We start from the raw sequence: 19263 nt of genomic DNA, 5'->3' as shown, positions 1-19263 counted from the left end.
CGGGCCCGGTCGGTTTCGGGTCAGAGCAGCGGCAGCCGGCGGAGGAAGACGTCAGGGGCCTGGTTGGTGTCGCCCGGGACGAGCGTGCCGTCCTCGGAGGTGAACAGCACCGTGGTGCCGAGGGCGTCGATGAACGGCCGCTCCGAGGCGCCGGCGGTCTGCGAGCCGTCCGTCGCCACGCTGACCCGCTCGGTGCGGCCGGTCCGCAGGTCGCGCCGGAAGACGTCCCCGGCGTTGTTGGTGTCCCCTGGCACCAGGTTCGCCGCGTCGGAGTCGAAGTAGACCCAGCGGGCGTCGGCGGTGATCTGCGCGTGGTAGGAGTCGCCGGAGGTCTTCGTCCCCGGGAGCCCGGCGCTGACCAGGGTCTCGGTGTCCTCCTCCAGGTCGCGGACGTACACCTCGAAGTGGTGCCCCCGGGGGCCGTTGCCGTCCTGGAGCAGCGCCGAGTAGACGGCGTAGCGGCCGTCCCGGCTGAGCGCCGGGGAGGCCGCCCCGCGGTAGCCGCCCGCCCCGTCGGTGCTCACCAGGACGCTCTGCTCGTCGCGGAGGTCGCGGACGTAGAGCGGGTAGAAGCGGGGCTTGAGGATCGTCGGCTGGTCGTCGTGCCGGAAGGAGTCGCGGACGAACTCCTCGTCGGAGACGCCGTCGAGCTCGGCGGCGGCCTTCGCGGCGAGGGCGCCGGGCTTGTCCTGGCCGATGATGTTGGTGGCCTTCGAGATGAAGCCGACCGAGCCGCCGTCCCCGCTGATCACCGGCTCGGCGGAGGAGGCGTTCGCCTCGGTTCCGTCCGCGCCGACGCTGACCGGGCGGGTCCCGCCCGTCGAGCGGTCGGTGACGTAGATGTTGCCGCCCGTCCAGGTGACCGTGCCGGGGGCCAGGTCGGAGCGGTTGGACTGGTAGGCGACGTACCGGCCGTCCCAGCTGATCGACGGGTGGCTGGACTGCCGGCCGGCCTGCGGCTTGGCCGGGTCGTGTCCGGTGGACACCAGCTCGGTGGTCCCCGTCCAGCGGTCGTGGACGTAGACGTCCTCGAAGCCGAGGTTCCCGCCGGGGGCGAGGTTGGTGGCGTAGGAGCTGAACGCCACGTAGCGGCCGTCGCCGCTGATCGTGGCGTTGAAGGAGTCGTCGGCCGCCTGGGCGCCGTTCGCGCCGGTGCTGACCCGTTCGGTCCGGCCGGTCCACAGATCCCGGACGAAGACGTCCGACTTGCCGTTGGTGTCGCCGGGAACCAGATTGGCGGCCTTCGAGGTGAAGACGGCGAAGCGGCCGTCGGCGCTCAGACCGGCGGCGTCCGAGGCGCCGTCGGGCTGCCTCTGGCCGAGCCCGACGGACACCCGTTCGGTGCGGCCGCGCGGCGCGTCCGCCTGGGCGGGCGTCGCCACCGTGACGGCGGCCAGCGCGGCCGCCGCCAGCGCGCCGGCCGCGCGCAGCAGGTGTGGTGCGGAACGTGTGCGAGTCATCCGGTTCCTCCCCTGGGTGCGGCCGGCCGCGTCGAATTCCCCGGCGGCCGGCTCGTGGCGAGCCAACCGCCGAGTGCGGCGGGAGGTCAACGATGCCCGCCCGGGAGCGGCGGAATCGCGTCACCGGGAGGAGACGGAGAGGGTGATGGATCGGGTGCACACGGCTTTTGCTAGCATCCGGCGGCAGATGCGTCGGAGGGGGTTCGGGTGGACGGTGGCAAGCGGGTGGAGGAGTCGGTCGAGGTCCGCTACACGCCGACGACCGCGGACTTCCGGGCGGCCTTCGCGGCCCGGGCCCGGGGTACGGCGGCGGGTCGACGGTCCCGGCGGTCGAGGTACCTGACCGCCTCCTGCACCGGGGCCGGTGCGGTGGTGCTCTCGGTCGCCGACCGGACGGTGGGCCCACCGGCGCTGGTGATGCTCGCGGCCGCGCTGCTGCTGGTGGTCGGACTGCCCTGGCTGCAACTGCGTCAGGTGCGGCGGATGGCGGCGGACAAGGGTGAGTTCCGGATCGTCCTCGGCGAGGCCGGGGTGACCGTCACCAACGCGGTGTCCAGCGCCGAACTTGCCTGGCGGGAGCTTCCGTACTACCTGGAGACGCCCGGACTCTTCGTCCTGCTGGGCGGGGACGAGCAGACGCACGTGCTGACCCTGCTGCCCAAGCGCGGCACCGGCGACCCGGGCCGGCTCGGCGCGTTGATCGCCCGGCACGCCACGGTGCCCGCCCGGGACTGAGGGGCGGCGCCCCGGTACGCCGCTGTCGAGATGGGCGGTCATGGCGCGGGTTGTTGGTCGGGTTGGTGGGGCTGGTCGAGGTGGTCGCGCTGGTCGCGCTGGTCGCGCTGGTCGTAGCGCCAGAGCGCGGGCAGCGCGGCCGACAGGGCGGCGGTGCCGGCCATGCAGAGCAGGCCGCCGGTGCGCAGCGCGACGCGGATGCCCTGCCGGGCGGCGAGGCCGCCGGCCCGCAGGTCCCCGAGGGCGGGCCCGGCGGAGCCGATCAGCATCTCCAGGCCGGCGGCGCGGCCCCGAAGTTCGTCCGGAATGGACTGGTTCCAGATCGCGCTGCGGAACGTGTCGCCGATCTGGTTGGCGCCGCCCGCGACGAGCAGGCAGAGCAGGACGGCCCACAGGCCGGGGGCGATCGAGGCCGCGGCCGTCGCCGCGCCGACGAGGGCGGCGCAGAGCAGCACCAGCCGGCCGTGCCGGTGCACCCGCTCGGTCCAGCCGCCGGTGGCGGCCGCGAGCAGGCCGCCCGCCGCAGCGGCCGAGTAGAGCAGGCCGAGCGCCCACACCGCGTCCAACTCCTGGGCGAGGAAGGGGAACAGTGCGGTCGGCAGGGCGCAGACGGTGGCCGCGAGATCCGCGAGGTAGGTGCCCAGCAGGTCGGGGCGGCGGGCCGCGTACCGGGCGCCGTCGACGAACTCCCGTAGTCGCGGTGCCTCGGCGTCCCGCTGCGAGGGGACGGGCCGGACCCGGGCCAGCAGGGCGATCGAGACCAGGAAGGTGCCGAGGTCGACCAGGTAGGCGGCCGGGACGCCGGCCGCGGCGATCAGCAGCCCGGCGGTGGCCGGGCCGGCCAGGCCGGCGATGCTCCAGCGCAGCGAGAGCAGGTTGCCCGCCGCCACCAGCTGGTCGGGCGGCACCAGCCGGGGGATCATCGCCTCCGCCGAGGGCTGCTGAAGGCCCTGCAGTGCCGCTGCCAGTCCGGCGGCTGCGTACAGCGGCCAGAGCGCGGGCGTGCCGAGCAGCGCGTTGGCGAGCAGCAGGGCGCTCAGTGCGGCGAGGGCGAGTTCGGTGACCAGGGCGACGGTGCGGCGGTCGGCACGGTCGGCGAGGACGCCGCCGTAGAGGCCGAACACGATGGTCGGCAGGAGTTCGACGGCGCCGACCGCGCCCACGGCCAGTGGTGAACCGGTGAGGTCGGCGATCTGGAGCGGGATCGCCGTCATGGTGAGGACGGAGCCGAGCAGGGTGACGGTGCCGGCCGTCCAGGTGAGGCGGAAGTCGCGGGAGGACCGCCAGGGCGCGGTGTTCGGCAGCAGTCGGGACCTGGGACGGTCCGTTCCTGGGGTCATGGGGTGGTGGTCCCTTCGGGCCGTCGATCACGACGGCTCTCCTTACCGCCGATAAATTCCAGCTCGGAACTTATCGGCGATAAGGTGGAGTGGGCAAGCGGATAACGGAGAGGTGGTCGGCGGTGGCACTGCAACGCGACGAGGTGGTGCGCACCGCGCTGCGCGTACTCGACGAGGAAGGCATCGACGGCCTGACCACCCGGCGGCTCGCCCGCGAACTCGGCGTCCAGTCACCCGCGCTGTACTGGCACTTCAAGAACAAGCGGGAACTGCTCGACCTGATGGCCGAGGCGATGCTCGCCGAGGCCCTCCCGGCCGACCGCAGCCCGGATCCGGGGCACTGGCCGGACTGGCTCGCCGCCGACGCCCGCGCCAAGCGCCACGCCCTGCTCGCCTACCGCGACGGCGCCCGGGTGCACGCCGGAACGCTGCCCACCGAAGACGAACTGCCCGCCGTCGAAGCCCAGTTGGACGCTCTCCGGCAGGCCGGCCTGCGGCCCCGCACCGCGCTGCGGCTGCTGCTCACCATCGACCGCTACATCATGGGCTGGGTCACCGAGGAGCAGGCCTGGCGACAGGACGCCGCCGACCGCGCCCGGCCGCCCTTCCCGGACGAGGCCCTGCGCGACCTCCCGCTGCTGCGCGAGGCGGCCGACGTGCTGCGCATGACCGACCACGACGCCGACTTCGAGTACGGGCTGCGCGTCCTGATCGAGGGCTTCCGGGCCGAGATCGCGCGCGAGGCGCTCGGGACGGATGGCCCCGCGTGACCGGCCGTGATCGGCCGGACAGCGCCTAACGGTGGGGGTGCAGTGCCTCGCGCAGCCGCCCGCCGGAGGCGGCGAGCTGCCGGGCGGCGGTCGGCGCGTCCACGTCCGCGAGCAGGACCAGGATCGCGTCCTTGGCCCGGCCTCCGGTGGCGGCGAGCGCGTGGCGGACCGCAGCCTCGTCGGCGCCGGTGGCCTCCGTGACGATCCGGTGGGCCCGTGCGCGGAGCTTGGCGTTGGTGGCCCGGACGTCGACCATCAGATTGCCGTACGTCCGGCCGAGCCGGACCATGACGGCCGTCGACAGCATGTTGAGCACCAGCTTCTGTGCCGTGCCCGCCTTCAGTCTGGTCGAGCCCGCCAGCACCTCCGGGCCGACCTCCACCTCGATCCCCAGCTCGGCCGCCGCCACCAGTGCCGAGCCCCGGTTGCACGCCAGTGCGACCGTCAGCGCCCCGGCCGCCCGTGCGGTCCGGACGGCCGCCACCGTGTACGGCGTGCGGCCGGAGGCGGAGACGCCCACCACGGTGTCGGCCGGGGTGAGCCGGAGCGCGGCCAGCTCGGCCGCCGCCAGCTCCGGGCGGTCCTCGGCGCCCTCGACGGCCCCGGTCACGGCAGTCCCGCCCCCCGCGATCAGGCCCACCACCAGGCCCGGACCGGTGCCGAACGTCGGCGGGCACTCGGCGGCGTCCAGCACTCCGAGCCGCCCGGCGGACCCCGCCCCGGCGTAGACCAGTCGCCCACCGGCCGCCATCCGTGCCGCCGTGGCGTCCACCGCGGCGGCGATCCGGACCAGCTCCCCGGCCACCGCGGCGGGGACGGTGCGGTCCTCGGCGTTCATCAGGCGGAGCAGGTCTGTGGTCGGCAGCTGGTCGATCCCGGCCCAGTCGGGGCGGATCGTCTCGGTCGGCGGTAGGGCGTCCTGGTCCATGCGGCCAGCGTCCCCGGACATGGCGGTCGCCAATCGGCGCGGGGCCGCGCGTGGCGGTGGTCTCCGGGTCCTCGGTCGTGGCGGCGCCATGGCGGACGCCGGGAAAGGCGCGGTGGGAGCGACCGGTGTGCCCGTGATGCCTTCCTCGTGCGGAGTGCCCAGCCCGTCAACGGGCGTCGCCGTCGCCGAGGTGACGGGCGATGCGGGCGATGGCGGGTGCGTTGTCCTCGAACAGATGGGCCTGCATGCCCAGCGCCCGGGCGGCTTCGACGTTGGGCGCGTGGTCGTCGACGAAGAGGCAGTCGACCGGGCTGACGCCCAGGGCGGCGCAGGTGATCTCGTAGGCACGCGGGTCGGGCTTGCCGGTCCCGATCTCGTGCGAGTAGACGATGTGCTCCACCAGCTCGTCGAACCGGTAGAGCGGGACCTCGCGTTCGCGGGCGCCGACGAAACTGTTGCTGAGGATGCCGAGCCGGGCCCGCCCGCGCAGTCCGCGCACGTGGGCGATGAGCTCCTCGTTCGGCGTGCCCAGGTACTCCTCCCAGAGGTCGGCCATGAAGGCCTCGACCTGGGCCGGGCCCAGGTGCAACCGGGCGGCCACCTGCTCGCGCACCTCCGGCTCGGTGATGCCGCCGATCGCGCCGGCCCGCCAGACGTCCCGCAGCCGCTCGTCGATCGCGTGCGGCGGCAGCTCCAGCCGGCGCTCCCAGCGCTCCGGCCAGCCCGTCCTCGGCGTGTACTCCAGGACGCCGCCGATGTCGAGGATGAGGCAGGGTGCGTTCACGGGTGGTCCCCTCTCCGCTGCGGCCGCCGTGGCGCGGCCCGCCCATGCCACTCTCAGGGGTGCGGGCGGGGCCGGGTCAAGGGGGCGGTGAGTCCTCGGAGGTTCCGGCGAGCGCGTTCGGCGTCCGCGTCGGCGGCAGGGCGTGCTGCGGGCCCGTCAGGCCATCCAGAAGAAGACGGCCGTCATCCGACGCTCCGGCAGCTCGGTGCCGTAGTAGGAGGTCGCGCTGTGCATGAGGTTGGCGTGGTAGAGGAGCAGTTGGTTGTAGCGGTTGGGGACGCGGACGTCCTCGGTGAAGTGGTCGGCGGGCACGTGGCGGGTGCCGAGCGCCTCGACCAGATTGTTGTGCGGCGCGTTGACGAGGTTCCCGCCGAGGCGTCCGCCGGGGAACTGCTGGCGGAAGAAGCTGGTGCCGGCGTCCTTCGGCGCGCCCGGGCTGAGGTAGAGCACGGCGGCGTAGCGGCAGAGCGCGCGGGAGTCGGTGTGCGGGCGGGACTCCGACTCCCCGGCGCCGACGACCTGGACGCAGTTGTGGTTGAGCGTGCCGCCGCCCGGGGTGCTCTGCACCCAGAGCCGGGAAGCGCCGGTGGCCTTGCGGACCAGGGCCTCCACCCGGGCCAGCTCGTCGGGCTCCAGGCCGGGCATGGTGCGCAGGCCGGGCCAGGTCTCGGGGCGGTACGGGTAGCCTTCGGTCCAGTCGCCACGGGCCAGACAGCGCTCGCGGACGGCGTCCGGGTCGGTGAGGACGTTGTCCAGGACCCAGTAGTCCCGGCCTCGGGTGGGCTTGCGGTAGGGCAGGACCGGCAGGGTGGTGGGCCTGATGGGCTGTGAGGGCATGGGCCGACGATAGGGGCGGCGGTCGTCAACCTTCTGCCGTGAGCAGGTCAACCTTTCGTCAAGGGCTGTCCATGGGCGGGCGCCTCGCGCCGCAGGTCAGGAGCCCGGCCGGACGGCGAAGGTGCCCAGGGCGCCCTCCAATCGGTCGAAGGCCCGGACGGCCGAGGGGCGCACCGCCGCCGTGATGGCGGCGGCCTCGTCGCCGGCCAGCAGCCGGCGGAACACTTCGGTGAACACCGTGCGGTCGACGGCGGCGAGGAGCCCGGCGGCCACCCGGCTCTCGAAGTCGACCGGTGGGCCGGCCGGTGTGCTGACCGGTGTGTCGGGCGATGTGCCGGACGGAGTGCCGGACGGAGTGCCGGTTGTCGTCGTGGGGCGGATGGCCCCGGCCAGGGCCTCGGCCAGGGCGGCCTCGCTCTGCTCGTGTAGTTCGCGCAGCCGGGCGACCAGGGCTGGGCTGTCGGAAACGGTGCGGGCGAACGCCGGGCCGGAGAAGCCGAGCCGCGGGTCGTGCCGGTCGAGGCCGGCCAGGCAGTCGCGGCGCAGCGCGGCGAGGGCGGACTCGCCGGGCGCACGCTCGGCGACCGCCCGGGCGAGCCGGCCGACGATCTCCTCGTGCAGGTCGAGGAGGAGGTCCTCCTTGCGCGGGAAGTGGTTGGTGACGGTCATCTTGGCGACGCCGGCGGCCGTCGCGACCTCGGCGATGGTGGTGCGGTCGAAGCCCTGGTCGATGAAGAGCCTGGTCGCGGCGTGCGAGATCGCCTCGCGGGTGCGGCGCTTGTTGAGCTCGCGCAGGGTCGGGGTGGCCCCGGGCCCCGTCGTGGGCCCCGTCGTGCCCATCGTGGGTTCCGTCACGGTTTCCGTCGTGGTTTCCGTCGTTGGTTCCGTCATGGGGGCAGCGTAGCGCAGTTCGCTGGGTCGGACCCAGGAATTAGGCTTGACCTAATTGCTGGGTTCGTCCTAAGTTCCTTCCGGGCGGTCGGAGTGGCCGCCGGACGGACGACCCGGGGAGGGCACATGACCACATCGGCCACGTACGGAGGCGCCATGTTCACCCAGCACGCCGGGCGGCTCCGCCTGCTCAGCGTCCACGCCCACCCCGACGACGAGTCCAGCAAGGGCGCTGCCACCCTCGCGCGGTACGCGGCCGAGGGAGTGGACGTCCTGGTCGCCACCTGTACCGGCGGTGAGCGCGGCTCGGTGCTCAACCCGGCTATGGACCGCCCCGAGGTCCGGGCGGACCTCGCCCGGATCCGGAGCGAGGAGATGGCGGTCGCCCGGGGCATCCTCGGCGTGCGCCAGCAGTTCCTCGGCTTCGTGGACTCGGGCATGCCGGGCCCGGGCGAACCGCTGCCAGCGGGCTGCTTCGCCGACCAGCCCGTGGCGGGCGCCGCGGCGCCGCTGGTCGCCCTGATCCGGGAGTTCCGTCCGCATGTGGTGGTCACCTACGACGAGACCGGGGGGTATCCGCACCCCGACCACGTGATGACCCACCAGGTCACGGTCGAGGCCTTCGAGGCCGCCGCCGACCCGGGCCGCCACCCCGAGGCGGGGGAACCCTGGCAGGCGGCGAAGCTCTACTACCACCTGGCGCTCTCCAGAGCCTGGTTCCAGACCCTGCACGACGCGATGACGGAGCGGGGTGTCCCCTCGGGCATGGGCGCACTGCTCGCGGACTGGCCGGACACCCCGCCCGCCCTCGCCACCACCACCCGGATCGCGTGCGCCGAGCAGTTCGCCGTACGGGACGCGGCACTGCTGGCGCACGCCACCCAGATCGAGCCCGGGGTCGCGTTCATGGCCCACCCGCGGGACATCGAGCGCGAGGTCTGGCCGACGGAGGACTACCACCTCGCCCGGAGCCTGGTGCCGGGCGAGGGCGAGGGGCCCGAGACCGACCTGTTCGCCGGGCTGCGCTCAGAAGGGGCGGGGCTGCGCCAAGGAGAGGGGGACGGATGAGCCGGAGGTCGGGTTTCGCCCGGTCAGCACTGGCCGTCGGCGAGCACGAAGTAGCCCGGGCCGGTCTGCTTCAGGGTGTGCGTCACGAAGGTGTTCCAGAGGCCCATGCTCTGGCCCGAGCCGAGTGCGTAGGTCAAGCCGCCGCTCTGGGTGGCTCGCCCGGCCCGGACCTGGTTGTAGTTGCTGTCGGTGAAGCACTGCTCGGCGCCGCCGCCGGTGGTCGCCGTCACCGCCGCCGATCGGGTGCCCACGGCCCCCGACGGGTCGACCGTCGCCACGGTGTAGCCGTACGACGTGCCGGGGGCGAGCCCGGTGTCGGTGAAGGACGGGCCGGTGGCACTGCCCGCCATCGCGCCGTCCCGGTAGACCTGGTAGGAGGCGGCCCCGCTGACGGCCTGCCAGGCGAGGGCGATCGAGCCCTGGCCCGCCGGGGTGGCGGTCAGCCCGGTCGGGGCGGGCAGGCCGGGGTTGGTGGGCCCCGTGCCGCCGTCGAGGCCCCAGAACTGCGCGGTGTAGTAGCTGGAGCAGATCGTGTTGAGGAAGTAGCTGCCGGTGGCCCCGCACTGGTCGGCTGCGGAGCCGGGGTTGACGGCCAGCCCGTGGCCCATCCCGGCGATGGTGAACAGCGCCACGGCGGGCCGCCCGCCCGCGTCGGCGTAGACCTCCTCGGTGGTGCCGCCCGGCAGGCTCCGGGTGCTGGTCGGGCTCTGGCCGACACCCTGGACGTTGGTCCACTGGTCGCGCAGTTCCGTCGCGTTCACCGGCCTGACCACGGTGTCCGCGCCGCCCTGCCAGATCGCCACCCGGGGCCAGGGCCCGGCGTAGCCCGGGTACGCGGCCCGGACCTTGTCGCCCCACTGGGCCGGGGTGAGCCCCTGGTCGGAGTTCTGGCAGCCGGAGGCGGCGCCCTGGGTGGTCGCGCACTGGGCCGGGAGGCCGGAGTCGATCGCCCCGCCGGCGAACACGTCCGGGTAGTCGGCCAGCAGGTCGGAGGCCATCCCGCCGCCGGCCGACAGTCCGGTGACGAACACCCGCCGGTCGTCCGAGCCGTACAGGGCCTTGGCCTTGGCGACCATCTCGATCACCGACTCGGCCTCGCCGGCGCCCCGGGCGTCCTTGGTCGCGTCGAACCAGCTGAAGCAGGAGAGGCTGTTGTTGGCACTGCTGGTCTGCGGGAAGACGACCGCGAAGCCGTACCGGTCGGCGAAGGTCGTCCAACCGGAGTTGCGGTAGTAGTCGTTGGCGGTCTGCAGGCAGCCGTGCAGCGCGACCACCAGCGGCGCGCCACTCGGCAGTCCGGCGGGGGTGTAGGAGTACATCGCCAGGTTTCCCGGATTGGCGCCGAATCCGGTGACCTGCTGGAAGGTCCCGCTCACGGTGTCGGCCGCAGCCGGGGCGGGTGCGGTGGTGCCGATCGCGAGTGCGGCGGCCGTCAGCAACGCGGCGGCGGCAGGACGGAGAGACATGAGGGCTCCTGGGTGGGGGAGGAGTGGGGGCGGATGCCGTGCAGCGTGGCGCGCCCCGCGCCCCGGTGCCATGTGACGGCCACCCGAGGTCCACCGCGCCGCCATGGCGTGGACCGCCATGGTCCGATGCCAGGGGGACGCGCGCCGGCCGTACCCCGGAAGGCACTTGAGGGGCGTGCGCGAACAGGGCAGGTTGATCCCATGACGACGAACGAGGCAGACCCCGGCGGCGCGACGTCCCCGGAGGGCCAGGAGCTCCTTGAAGGCCAGCAGTCCCTGGAGGGCCAGGCGCCCCGGACCCGGACGCACACCTGGACGGCAGGCCCGCCGATCTCCGCCTTCCCACACCTGAGCGGAGAGGAGATTCTGCACGAGATCCTCGCGGGCCGGATTCAGGAGCCCGCGATCTGCAGCACCCTGGGGTTCCACCTGACCGAGGTGAAGCCGGGTACGGCAGTGTTCGAGGGCGAACTCGGCGACCACCTCTACAACCCGATGAACACCGTGCACGGCGGCTACCTCGCCACCCTGCTCGACTCGGCGCTCGGTTGCGCCGTGCTGAGCCGGCTGCCCGCCGGGATCGGTTACACCACCACGCAGTTGAACGTCCACATGCTGCGCCCGCTGTTCGCCGACTCGGGGCCGCTGCGCTGCGAGGGGCTGGTGCTGCATCTGGGCCGGACGATGGCGACGGCCGAGGCCAGGGTGGTCGGGGTGGAGAACGGCAAGCTCTACGCGCACGCCACCACCACCTGCGCGATCCTGGCGCCCCGCCCGGTGGCCTGACTTGATGGCCTGACCGGTGGCCTGATCGGAGGCCTGGGCTGAGGTTCGGCTGAAGGTGCGGCCGGGCCCCGGTCGCTGCGGCGGCCGGGGCCCGGGGTCGGCTGCGGTTCAGAGGGCCGCGAGCAGCCCGCAGAGCGCGAGGAGGCCGCAGATCCCGAAGTTGACCAGCTTGTGGGAGAGGAACACGGCGGCGAACTCGCGGATCGTCGCGCTCGGCCAGTAGTACGCGGCGGTCGGCGAGCCGAACACCTGCCCGTTGACGCCGGTCTTGCGAGCGGTGAGCGCCGCCCGGAAGGCGTGGAAGTTGTTGGTGACCACGACACAGCGGTAGTCGGGCTTGGCCTGTTCCATGATGGCCTTGCTGAAGAGCAGGTTCTCCTCGGTGGTGCGGGAGCGGTCCTCGCGCTCGATGTGTTCGGCCGGGAAGCCGCGCCCGGTCAGGTAGTCGGCCATCGCGTGGGACTCCGGCAGCTTCTCGTCCGGGCCCTGGCCGCCGGAGGTGATCAGCACCGGCGGGTTGCCGCGCGCGGCCTGCTTGTCGTACACCTCCCGGCCCCGGTCGAGCCGGCTGGCCAGCAGCGGCGGGACGCGCTCGCCGCCGATCAGGCCGGAGCCGAGGACGACCACGAAGTCCACGTTCCGGCGCGGCCGGTGGCGGCCGTAGAGGAACGCGTAGCCGACGAAGCAGACGAACAGGAAGGAGATGTAGCCGACCACCAGGACGGCGGTGCCCGCCAGGACGCCCAGCTGGTGCGAGCGGGTGGCCAGGGCCGCGAGCAGCAGCGCGATGACGGCGAGGATGCCCAGCCCGGCGAGGAGGGACAGCAGGTTGGCGGGCCGTCTGCCCTCCTTGCGGATCATGGTCAGGCCGTTGGCGATCAGGAACCAGACCAGGGCCGCCGTGCCGAGGGCCGGCAGCAGGATGATCGCCACCGCTGCCAGTCCCATCACCAGCGTGGGCGCCTTGCGCAGCTCGGCGAGCAGGGCGAGGGCGAGCAGGGAGACGGCGATGCCGAGCAGGACGGCATTGCTGAACTGGCGGCGGTCGCGTAGTACCCCGACTCCGAACAACAGGAAGAACAGGGCGGCTGGGACATAGGCGATCATGCTTCGTATCGTAGGCGGAGGCCGTTAGCGCGAACCGGCCGTCTGCCCGAATCGTCCGCCCGAACCGGCCGGGCGGGACTGGCCGGGCGGACCGGTCAGGCGAACCGCTCGATCGCTGTGAGGACCGCCTCGGTCATCGCCGGACTCCCGGTGTGCCCGGACTCGTCGATGACGGTCAGTCGGGCCTCCGGCCATGCCCGGACCAGCCGCCACGCGGTGTCGAGCGGCGAGCCGAGGTCGAGGCGGCCGTGGATCAGTTCGCCCGGGATGCCGGTCAGCCGTCCGGCGTCGCGCAGCAGTTGGCCGTCGGCCAGGAACGCGTGGTGCGCGAAGTAGTGCGCGGTGATCCGGGTGAACGCCATCAGCGCGTCGGTGGGGCGGTCGCTGTAGGCGTTCGGCTTGCCCAGCGCCTCGTGCGCGATGACGGCGTCCTCCCAGGTGGCCCAGGCGTTCGCGGCGGCCCGCCGGACGGTCTCGTCCTGGCTGTTGAGCAGCCGGCTGTAGGCGGCCACCAGGTCACCGTCGCGGTCGGCGGCCGGCAGGAAGTTCCGGAACTCCTCCCACGGGCCGGGCAGGAAGCGGGCGACGCCCCGGTAGAGCCAGTCGGTCTCCTCGGGGCGGGTCGTGGTGACGCCGCAGAGCACGATCTCGGAGACCCGCTCGGGGTGGGCCTGGGCATAGGCGAGGATCAGCGTCGAGCCCCAGGAGCCGCCGTACAGCAGCCACTTCTCGATGCCGAGGTGTTCGCGCAGCCGCTCCATGTCCGCGATCAGCCGCTCGGTGGTGTTGTGCTCCAGCCCGGTCATCGGGTCGGCGGCGTGCGGCAGGCTCTGTCCGCAGCCGCGCTGGTCGAACTGGACCACGTGGTACCGCTCGGGGTCGAAGTACCGTCGGGTGCCCGGCCGGTGGCCGGATCCGGGCCCGCCGTGCACGATCGCGGCGGGTTTGCCAGCCGGGTTGCCGGAGGCGTTCCAGTGCATCCGCTGACCGTCTCCGACGTCCAGCAGGCCGTGTGCGTAGGGCTCGTAGTGGGGGTGCAACTCGGGCATCGCGGAACTCCTCCGTGGACGTGCGGCCGGACAGACCCTAGCGGGCGCTCGCAGGCCGGGCCGCGGATTTTCGGCGGGCCCGGGGCGGGGGCCCGGCCGGCCGGGCCCGCCGTGGTGGGGTCAGCGCCGTTCGGAGGGCAGCAGGGCCGCGAGCCCGTCGAGGACGCGTTGCACGCAGAACTCGAAGCGGGTGTCCATGTCGGGTTCGGTGAGGTCGTCGGCCAGGGCGACGAGGTTGGGGAAGGTGTCGGCGGGCAGGGCGCGGAAGCGGTCTCCGGTGGCGTCGGCGATGTCCCGGCGACTGGTGCCGAGGACTTCGGCGGCCGAGATCGGGGACTGTTCCTGGAGGACGAACCCCTGGACGAAGGCGCCCAGCAGGTAGGTGGCCATGGCGGCGTCGGCGTCGGAGAAACCGGCCGCGCGGAGCCGGTCGAGCTGGTCCTCCATCAGGCCGAGCAGGTGGGGACCGGGGGAGAGGCGGCCCGAGACGACCTTGGCGGCGTCGCGCTTGTCGAGCAGCAGTCGGCGGTAGCGCCAGCAGTAGGCGTGGAACTGCTCGCGCCACCCGCCCTCGCGCGGCGGGGGTTCGGCCGAGGCCATCACCGCGTCGGTGAGCAGGTCGAGCAGTTCCTGCTTGTTGCGGACGTGCCAGTACAGCGAGGCCGCCTTGACGCCGACCTCGGCGGCGACCTTGCGCATCGACAGCCCGTCGAGGCCGTCCCGTTCCAGTACCCGCAGCGCGGCCTGGGTCAGCGCGTCCCTGGTCAGCGGCGGTGTCGTGTCGTCGTTCTCCGGCATGGCTGTGCGGACGCCTCCAACGGTCTCATCCGGTCGCGAGTCTCGTGGCGACTGTCCGTGGCGAGTGCCCGTCGCGAGATCCCGCTTGCAATCTAACACCGTTAGGGGCACTCTGTGCGTGCCGCACCACTCCCTAACGCTGTTAGGGGCCAGGAATCGGGAGGGTTCCCATGCAGGAGTCGAGCGCCCGGCGCAAACGGCTCGCGCTACTGACGCTCTGCGTCACCATGTTCATGTCCATGCTGGACAACGTCATCGTCAACAACGCCCTGCCCCGCATCGGCCAGGACCTGGAGGCCGGGATCAGCGGCCTGCAATGGGTCGTCGAGGGATACAGCCTCGTCTACGCAGGGTTCGTGCTGACCGGCGGCGCGCTCGGCGACCGGCACGGCCGCACCCGGATGTTCCGGTTCGGCCTCGCGCTGTTCACGGTCGGCTCCGCGCTCGCCGCGCTCGCCGGAACGATCGGCCTGCTGGTCGGCGCCCGGATGCTGCAAGGCGTCGGGGCCGCGCTGCTCACCCCGGGCAGCCTCGCCCTGCTGCGCCACGTCTTCACCGACGAGCGCGAGCGCGCCAGGGCGATCGGCCTCTGGTCCGGGGTCTCCGCGTTGGGTCTGTCGATCGGCCCGGTGGTCGGCGGGCCGATGGTCGAGCACCTCGGGTGGGCCAGCGTTTTCTGGATCAACGTGCCGATCGGCGTGGCCGGACTGGTGCTCGCCGCCCGCGTGCTCCCGGACATCCCCCCGCGTGCCCGGCGGATCGACCTCGGCGGCCTCGTCCTCTCCGCCGCGGGCCTCGGCCTGCTGGTCTACGCGCTGATCGAGGGGCCGACCCGTGGCTGGACGGACACCCGGGTGCTCCTCTGCGGCGCCGCGGCGCTCGTGCTGCTGGCCGCCTTCCTGGTGCTCGAACTGCGGCTCGCCGAACCGATGCTGGAGCTGCGGCTGTTCCGCGACGGCGCCCTCGGCGGCGCGCTGCTCAGCGGCTTCATGGTCAGCTTCGGGATCTTCGGCGCGCTCTTCTTCCTGCCGCTGCTGATGCAGGGCCCGCTCGGCTGGTCCCCGTCCGACGCCGGCTACGCCGGGCTGCCGATGACCGGGATGATCGTCGTCGCCGCCCCGCTCTCCGGCCGGCTGACCTCACGGTACGGGCCCCGGCTGCCGTTGGTGCTCGGTCTCGTGCTGTGTGCGGCGGGCCTCGGCGGGCTGTCCCTCTACGGCGAGCACGCCCACTACGTCGAGTACCTGTGGACCTTGTTCGCGATGGGCCTCGGGATGGGGATGACCTTCACCCCGGTGTCGATCGCGGTGCTCCAACGGGTCGCCCCGGCGCAGACCGGGATGGCCTCGGCGAGCATCAACACCCTGCGCGAGCTGGGCGGCGTCCTCGGGATCGCGGTGCTCGGCGCCGTGCTGACCAACCGGATGACCGACAGCCTGACCGCGGCCCTGCACCGGCTCGGCGTGCCGCCGGACGCCGTCGGCCCGATCGCGGACGCGCCCGCCGGGGCGGGGCACGGCGGTGGCGGCGCGGCCGCCGTGCTGCCCGGCCCGGTCCAGGACGCGGTGAACGGCGCCTTCATCGAGGGCCTCCACCTCGCGGCGCGCTGCGGTGCGGCCGCGCTCGTCGTCACCGCCGTCCTGGTCGCCGTCCTGCTGGGCCGGGCCCGCCCGCTCGCCCAGAGCGGCACCGGCCTCCCGGAATCAGCCCCCGACTCCGTGTCGGACCCCGGCCCCGGCCCGTCCGACCTCGGCCCGAACTCCGGTCCGGAGCCGCTGGCCGAGGCCCGGACGGTCCGACCGACCTGACGGGTCCGGCCGACCTGACCGGTCTGACCGATCCGCGTGCCGACGCCACGTCAGCGGATGCCCTCGACCGCCGCCTGCGCCGTGCGGGCCAGTTCCCGGCGCGCCCCCGCCCGGGTGGCCTGCGGCGCGGGCGGCGGAATCGGCGGCAGGAACGTCACGTCGGCGACCAGACCGCGCACCGCGACCACCCGGGCGAGCGAGGTGAGCAGTCCGTCGTCGCCGATGAAGGCGGGCACGCTGGTCGGCCGTCCGTCCGCCAGCCGGTAGCGGATCGTCACCGGCTGGACGAAGGCGCCCGCCTCCACCGCCGCCTGGAACAGCGCGGGCCGGAAGCGGCCGCTCTCCCGCCCGCACCAGGTGGACCCCTCCGGGAAGACGATCACCGGCTGGCCGGCGCGCAGCACCTCGGCCACCGTCGCCACGGTGTCGGGCAGCGCGCGCAGCCGGTCGCGGTCCAGGAACACGGTGCCGCCCCAGGCGATCAGCGGCCCGAGCACCGGCCACCGGCGGACCTCGGTCTTGGCCAGTGAACGGCCCGGGCGGCCCGCCGCGATCAGCGGGATGTCCAGCCAGGACACGTGGTTGGCCACCACGAGCGTCCCGCCGCCGAGCGCGCCGCCCGGCGTCCCGAGGTGGACGGTGACCCCGAGGGTGTGCAACAGGACGCGCGCCCAGAGCCGGATCAGCCGCTCCCGGGTGCCGTGCGGGAGGAGGCGCAGCGGCAAGCTGAGCAGCACGCCCGCCAGCACCGCCGCCAGGCAGGCCGCCAGCCGCAGCGCCCGCCGGGGGTGCGAGACGGCGGGCGCCGTCTCGGCCAGGCAGGTCTCGGGCCGGCAGGGGGCCGTCGGCAGCCAGACGCTCATGATGAGGCGCCGAGGGGCCGGGCGGGCAGTCCGGACAGGAAGTGCCGCAGGTAGCGCGGGTCGGTGCGCTCCAGCGACAGCAGCACGTACAGGTCGACGCAGTCGAAGTCCGGGTCGTACGCGGGCTCGCCGCAGACCCAGGCGCCGAGCCGCAGGTAGCCGCGGAGCAGGGCGGGCAGCGCGCCGCGCTCGGCGCGCGGCACGCCGGTGGCGTCCCAGCGGCGGCGCGGGCTGACCCGGTACTGCTCGGGCGCCAGGTACTTGGCGCTGACGGTGTCCCAGACCCGGGCCGCGGTGGCGCCGCCGTCGTCCAGCGGGATCGAGCAGCAGCCGCCGACCCAGGTGTTGCCGGTGTCGGAGAGGTAGCGGGCGATGCCGCCCCACATCAGGTTGATGACGGCGCCGTTGCCCCGGTGGTCGGGGTGGATGCAGGAGCGGCCGAGTTCCACCAGGCCCGGGCGGACCGGGGCCAGGGCGGAGAGCTCGAACTCGCCGTCGGAGTAGAGCCGTCCGGCCCGCCGGGCGGCCTCGGGGCGCAGCAGCCGGTAGGTGCCGACGACGGCGCCGTGCTCGCCCTCGCGGACCAGGAGGTGGTCGCAGAACTCGTCGAAGGGGTCGACGTCGAGGCCGGCGACCGGGCTGTGCAGGACGGCACCGAGCTCGGCGGCGAACACCTGGTGGCGCAGCCGCTGGGCGGCGCGCACGTCGTCGGCGTCGCGGGCGAGGGAGACGGTGTAGGCGGCCGGGGCCTGCGGCCGGCGGGGGGCGGGGACGGCGGGGGCGTCCTGGGTGGGGGCTACTGCGGTCGGAGCGTACGTGGGGACGGTGGTCATGGCGGACCCTCCAGGGCAGCACGATCGGCGGCGCCCTGGATCGCCAGGGCACCGGCCCGGCCCGCAGGCGTTGGGCCTGCACGCGAACCGGTCCCCGTATATCTCTCCGAGCCGGTTGGCATCCATGTTGCGGTGCGGCGGAGCGCAGATGTGCAACTGCTGAATGGGACCACCCGTCGCCTCCCGGTCATCTGCCGGGCACCGGGCGCTCGCCCGCCGGGGGTGGACAGCCCGGGCGCCTGTGCGCCCGGGCCTGCCACCCTCCCCCGGGATTCCCCCGGAACTCCCGTGGACGGGTGTGATGTTGCGCGCGACCGGCGTGCTCCGAGAAGCGCGCGCCCCGGCGGGACCTAGAAGGCCTGCCAGCCCTGCGGGTCGACGTCGCCCGGGATGACGGGCGCGGGGCCGTAGGGTTCGCGGGTGAGGACGAAGGAGCCGAGGTCCAGGTGGCTGACGGTGCCGTCGGCGGCCCGGACCACCCGCAGGGTCTCGCCCGTGTAGTAGTTGTCCAGCCCCGTCCAGGTGCCGTCCGGCTCGGCGCGGAAGCGGGAGCTGCGGGCTCCGCCGGCGAGCGAGGTCAGTTCGAGGCCGCGGTCGGCCCGCAGCCGCAGGGCCTGCGCCGAAGTGCCCCAGTACCAGGGGCCGGTGAGGGCCAGCAGCTCCTCGTCGACCTCGGGCAGCGGACGCCAGGGCTCGGGCAGCCGGGGCTCGTGCTCGGCGGTCAGCGTGATCAACTGGGTGGCCACCAGGGTGGTGCCGGCGCCGGTGGTGGCGTTGGACAGGGCGATCGCGGCCAGGCCGTCCTCATCGCTGACCCACAGTGCGGCGGTGAATCCGGGCATCGAGCCGGTGTGGCCGCACAGCACCCGGCCTTCGTGGCGGCGCAGTTGCAGGCCGAGGCCGTATCCGGAGGTCCAGGCCGTGTCGTCGGGGCCGGTGGCGGGCCGGCGCATCTCGGCGAGCGAGTCGGCGGCCAGCACCTTGTCGTCCCCGGCGGCGAGGAAGGCCGCCCAGCGGGCCAGGTCGGCGACGGTGGACCAGAGTTGGCCGGCCGGGCCCATCAGCCCGGTGTCGGTGAGCGGCTCCGGCAGCATGACGTCGGCCCACGGGTGGACGGCGAAGCCCCCGGCGTGCGGGTGCTCGGGCAGCAGGGTGGTGCGGTCCATGCCGAGCGGTGCCAGCACCTCGCGCCGCAGCACCTCGCCCCAGGGCTCGCCGCGCAGCCGCTCGACCAGCGCGCCGAGCAGCGCGTAGCCGGGGTTGGAGTAGTGGTGGAGGCGCCCGGCCGGGTGCTTGATCGCGGCGCCGGGCTCCAGCAGGTCGTCCAGTCCGGGCCGCAGGGAGCCGTCGGTCCGCTCCCACCAGGGCCCGGGGGTCTCGGCGGCGAGCCCGGCGGTGTGGGCGAGCAGTTGCGCGATGGTCGCGCCGTCGGCCGGGGTGCCGGGCAGGTGTCGGGCGAGCGGGTCGGCGAGGTCGAGCAGGCCCTCGTCGCGCAGCCGCAGCACGAGCACGGCGACGAAGGTCTTGGTGAGCGAGCCGATCCGGTACTGGACGTCGGGGGTCGGCGCGTGTCCGTCGATCATGCTGCGGGCGCCGCTCCAGACCAGTCGGCCGTCCCGGACCACTCCGGCGGCCAGGGAGGGCGTGCGGCCTTCGGCCTGGGCGACGGCGATCCGGTGCAGCAGGGCGCGGCGGGTGGTCGGCAGCAGTTCGTCGGACTGATCGGTCATCTGATCCTCT

General features: G+C 73.9%; 18 protein-coding genes. 5 read left to right on the top strand and 13 right to left on the bottom strand.

From position 1 onward, the window contains the following. Positions 1 to 20 precede the first annotated feature (20 nt). The gene (locus ACIO9K_RS12810; RefSeq protein WP_400329199.1) at positions 21 to 1460 is read right to left on the bottom strand and encodes a hypothetical protein; all 1440 of its coding nucleotides are present in this window, start codon (positions 1458 to 1460) and stop codon (positions 21 to 23) included. Between the two features lie 207 nt (positions 1461 to 1667). On the opposite strand from ACIO9K_RS12810, the gene ACIO9K_RS12805 reads away from it, so the two are divergent. Next, on the top strand, positions 1668 to 2195 hold the full coding sequence (locus ACIO9K_RS12805; protein WP_400329196.1) for a YcxB family protein: 528 nt from the start codon (positions 1668 to 1670) through the stop codon (positions 2193 to 2195). 38 nt (positions 2196 to 2233) lie between these two features. On the opposite strand, the gene ACIO9K_RS12800 is transcribed toward ACIO9K_RS12805, so the two are convergent. After that, complete coding sequence (locus ACIO9K_RS12800; protein WP_400329194.1) at positions 2234 to 3535, bottom strand: MFS transporter; 1302 nt, start codon at positions 3533 to 3535, stop codon at positions 2234 to 2236. Between the two features lie 122 nt (positions 3536 to 3657). Here ACIO9K_RS12800 and ACIO9K_RS12795 point away from each other — a divergent pair, with 122 nt between their 5' ends. After that, the gene (locus ACIO9K_RS12795) at positions 3658 to 4305 is read left to right on the top strand and encodes a TetR/AcrR family transcriptional regulator C-terminal domain-containing protein (RefSeq protein ID WP_400329191.1); all 648 of its coding nucleotides are present in this window, start codon (positions 3658 to 3660) and stop codon (positions 4303 to 4305) included. Positions 4306 to 4330: 25 nt separating this feature from the next. Here the strand turns inward: ACIO9K_RS12795 and murQ are convergent, their stop codons facing one another. From murQ to ACIO9K_RS12775, 4 genes are all read right to left on the bottom strand, one after another. Continuing rightward, positions 4331 to 5233, bottom strand: a complete 903-nt coding sequence (gene murQ / locus ACIO9K_RS12790) for an N-acetylmuramic acid 6-phosphate etherase (protein ID WP_363621851.1) — start codon at positions 5231 to 5233, stop codon at positions 4331 to 4333. A 166-nt stretch (positions 5234 to 5399) separates the two neighbouring features. After that, entirely contained in the window at positions 5400 to 6017 is a 618-nt protein-coding gene (locus tag ACIO9K_RS12785; protein WP_400329188.1) for an HAD family hydrolase, read from the bottom strand. A 156-nt stretch (positions 6018 to 6173) separates the two neighbouring features. Then, the gene (locus tag ACIO9K_RS12780) at positions 6174 to 6854 is read right to left on the bottom strand and encodes a DUF6445 family protein (RefSeq protein WP_363621847.1); all 681 of its coding nucleotides are present in this window, start codon (positions 6852 to 6854) and stop codon (positions 6174 to 6176) included. A gap of 96 nt (positions 6855 to 6950) precedes the next feature. After that, positions 6951 to 7709 carry a TetR/AcrR family transcriptional regulator gene (locus ACIO9K_RS12775; RefSeq protein ID WP_400329184.1) on the bottom strand — a complete coding sequence of 253 codons (759 nt, stop codon included), beginning with the start codon at positions 7707 to 7709 and terminating at the stop codon, positions 6951 to 6953. Between the two features lie 162 nt (positions 7710 to 7871). Between ACIO9K_RS12775 and mca the strand changes: the two genes are divergently transcribed. Beyond that, on the top strand, positions 7872 to 8813 hold the full coding sequence (gene mca / locus ACIO9K_RS12770) for a mycothiol conjugate amidase Mca (RefSeq protein WP_363621843.1): 942 nt from the start codon (positions 7872 to 7874) through the stop codon (positions 8811 to 8813). A gap of 23 nt (positions 8814 to 8836) precedes the next feature. Here the strand turns inward: mca and ACIO9K_RS12765 are convergent, their stop codons facing one another. Beyond that, entirely contained in the window at positions 8837 to 10279 is a 1443-nt protein-coding gene (locus ACIO9K_RS12765) for a PHB depolymerase family esterase (protein WP_400329181.1), read from the bottom strand. A 201-nt stretch (positions 10280 to 10480) separates the two neighbouring features. On the opposite strand from ACIO9K_RS12765, the gene ACIO9K_RS12760 reads away from it, so the two are divergent. Then, a complete protein-coding gene (locus ACIO9K_RS12760; protein ID WP_400329178.1) occupies positions 10481 to 11065 on the top strand; it encodes a PaaI family thioesterase in 585 nt (194 codons plus the stop codon). Positions 11066 to 11173: 108 nt separating this feature from the next. Here the strand turns inward: ACIO9K_RS12760 and ACIO9K_RS12755 are convergent, their stop codons facing one another. The 3 genes from ACIO9K_RS12755 to ACIO9K_RS12745 form a co-directional block, all read right to left on the bottom strand. Then, a complete protein-coding gene (locus ACIO9K_RS12755) occupies positions 11174 to 12172 on the bottom strand; it encodes a YdcF family protein (RefSeq protein WP_363585589.1) in 999 nt (332 codons plus the stop codon). A gap of 95 nt (positions 12173 to 12267) precedes the next feature. Continuing rightward, a complete protein-coding gene (pip, locus tag ACIO9K_RS12750; protein ID WP_400329175.1) occupies positions 12268 to 13221 on the bottom strand; it encodes a prolyl aminopeptidase in 954 nt (317 codons plus the stop codon). A gap of 120 nt (positions 13222 to 13341) precedes the next feature. Beyond that, the gene (locus ACIO9K_RS12745) at positions 13342 to 14019 is read right to left on the bottom strand and encodes a TetR/AcrR family transcriptional regulator C-terminal domain-containing protein (protein WP_400329172.1); all 678 of its coding nucleotides are present in this window, start codon (positions 14017 to 14019) and stop codon (positions 13342 to 13344) included. Positions 14020 to 14189: 170 nt separating this feature from the next. Here ACIO9K_RS12745 and ACIO9K_RS12740 point away from each other — a divergent pair, with 170 nt between their 5' ends. After that, entirely contained in the window at positions 14190 to 15827 is a 1638-nt protein-coding gene (locus ACIO9K_RS12740) for an MFS transporter (protein WP_400329169.1), read from the top strand. A gap of 50 nt (positions 15828 to 15877) precedes the next feature. Here the strand turns inward: ACIO9K_RS12740 and ACIO9K_RS12735 are convergent, their stop codons facing one another. The 3 genes from ACIO9K_RS12735 to ACIO9K_RS12725 all read right to left on the bottom strand — a co-directional run bounded on the left by ACIO9K_RS12735 (position 15878) and on the right by ACIO9K_RS12725 (position 19253). Then, positions 15878 to 16690, bottom strand: a complete 813-nt coding sequence (locus tag ACIO9K_RS12735; RefSeq protein ID WP_363585585.1) for a lysophospholipid acyltransferase family protein — start codon at positions 16688 to 16690, stop codon at positions 15878 to 15880. Further along, the gene (locus tag ACIO9K_RS12730) at positions 16687 to 17523 is read right to left on the bottom strand and encodes a GNAT family N-acyltransferase (RefSeq protein ID WP_363621831.1); all 837 of its coding nucleotides are present in this window, start codon (positions 17521 to 17523) and stop codon (positions 16687 to 16689) included. The genes ACIO9K_RS12735 and ACIO9K_RS12730 overlap by 4 nt, the downstream gene beginning before the upstream one ends. A 350-nt stretch (positions 17524 to 17873) precedes the next feature. After that, a complete protein-coding gene (locus ACIO9K_RS12725; RefSeq protein ID WP_400329164.1) occupies positions 17874 to 19253 on the bottom strand; it encodes a serine hydrolase domain-containing protein in 1380 nt (459 codons plus the stop codon). Between the last annotated feature and the right edge of the window lie 10 nt (positions 19254 to 19263).

The organism is Kitasatospora sp. NPDC087271 (genome assembly GCF_044744605.1).
Taxonomy (GTDB): Bacteria; Actinomycetota; Actinomycetes; order Streptomycetales; family Streptomycetaceae; genus Kitasatospora.
The sequence above is the reverse complement of the archived record's forward strand: the minus strand, read 5'-3'. Positions and strand labels throughout refer to the sequence as shown.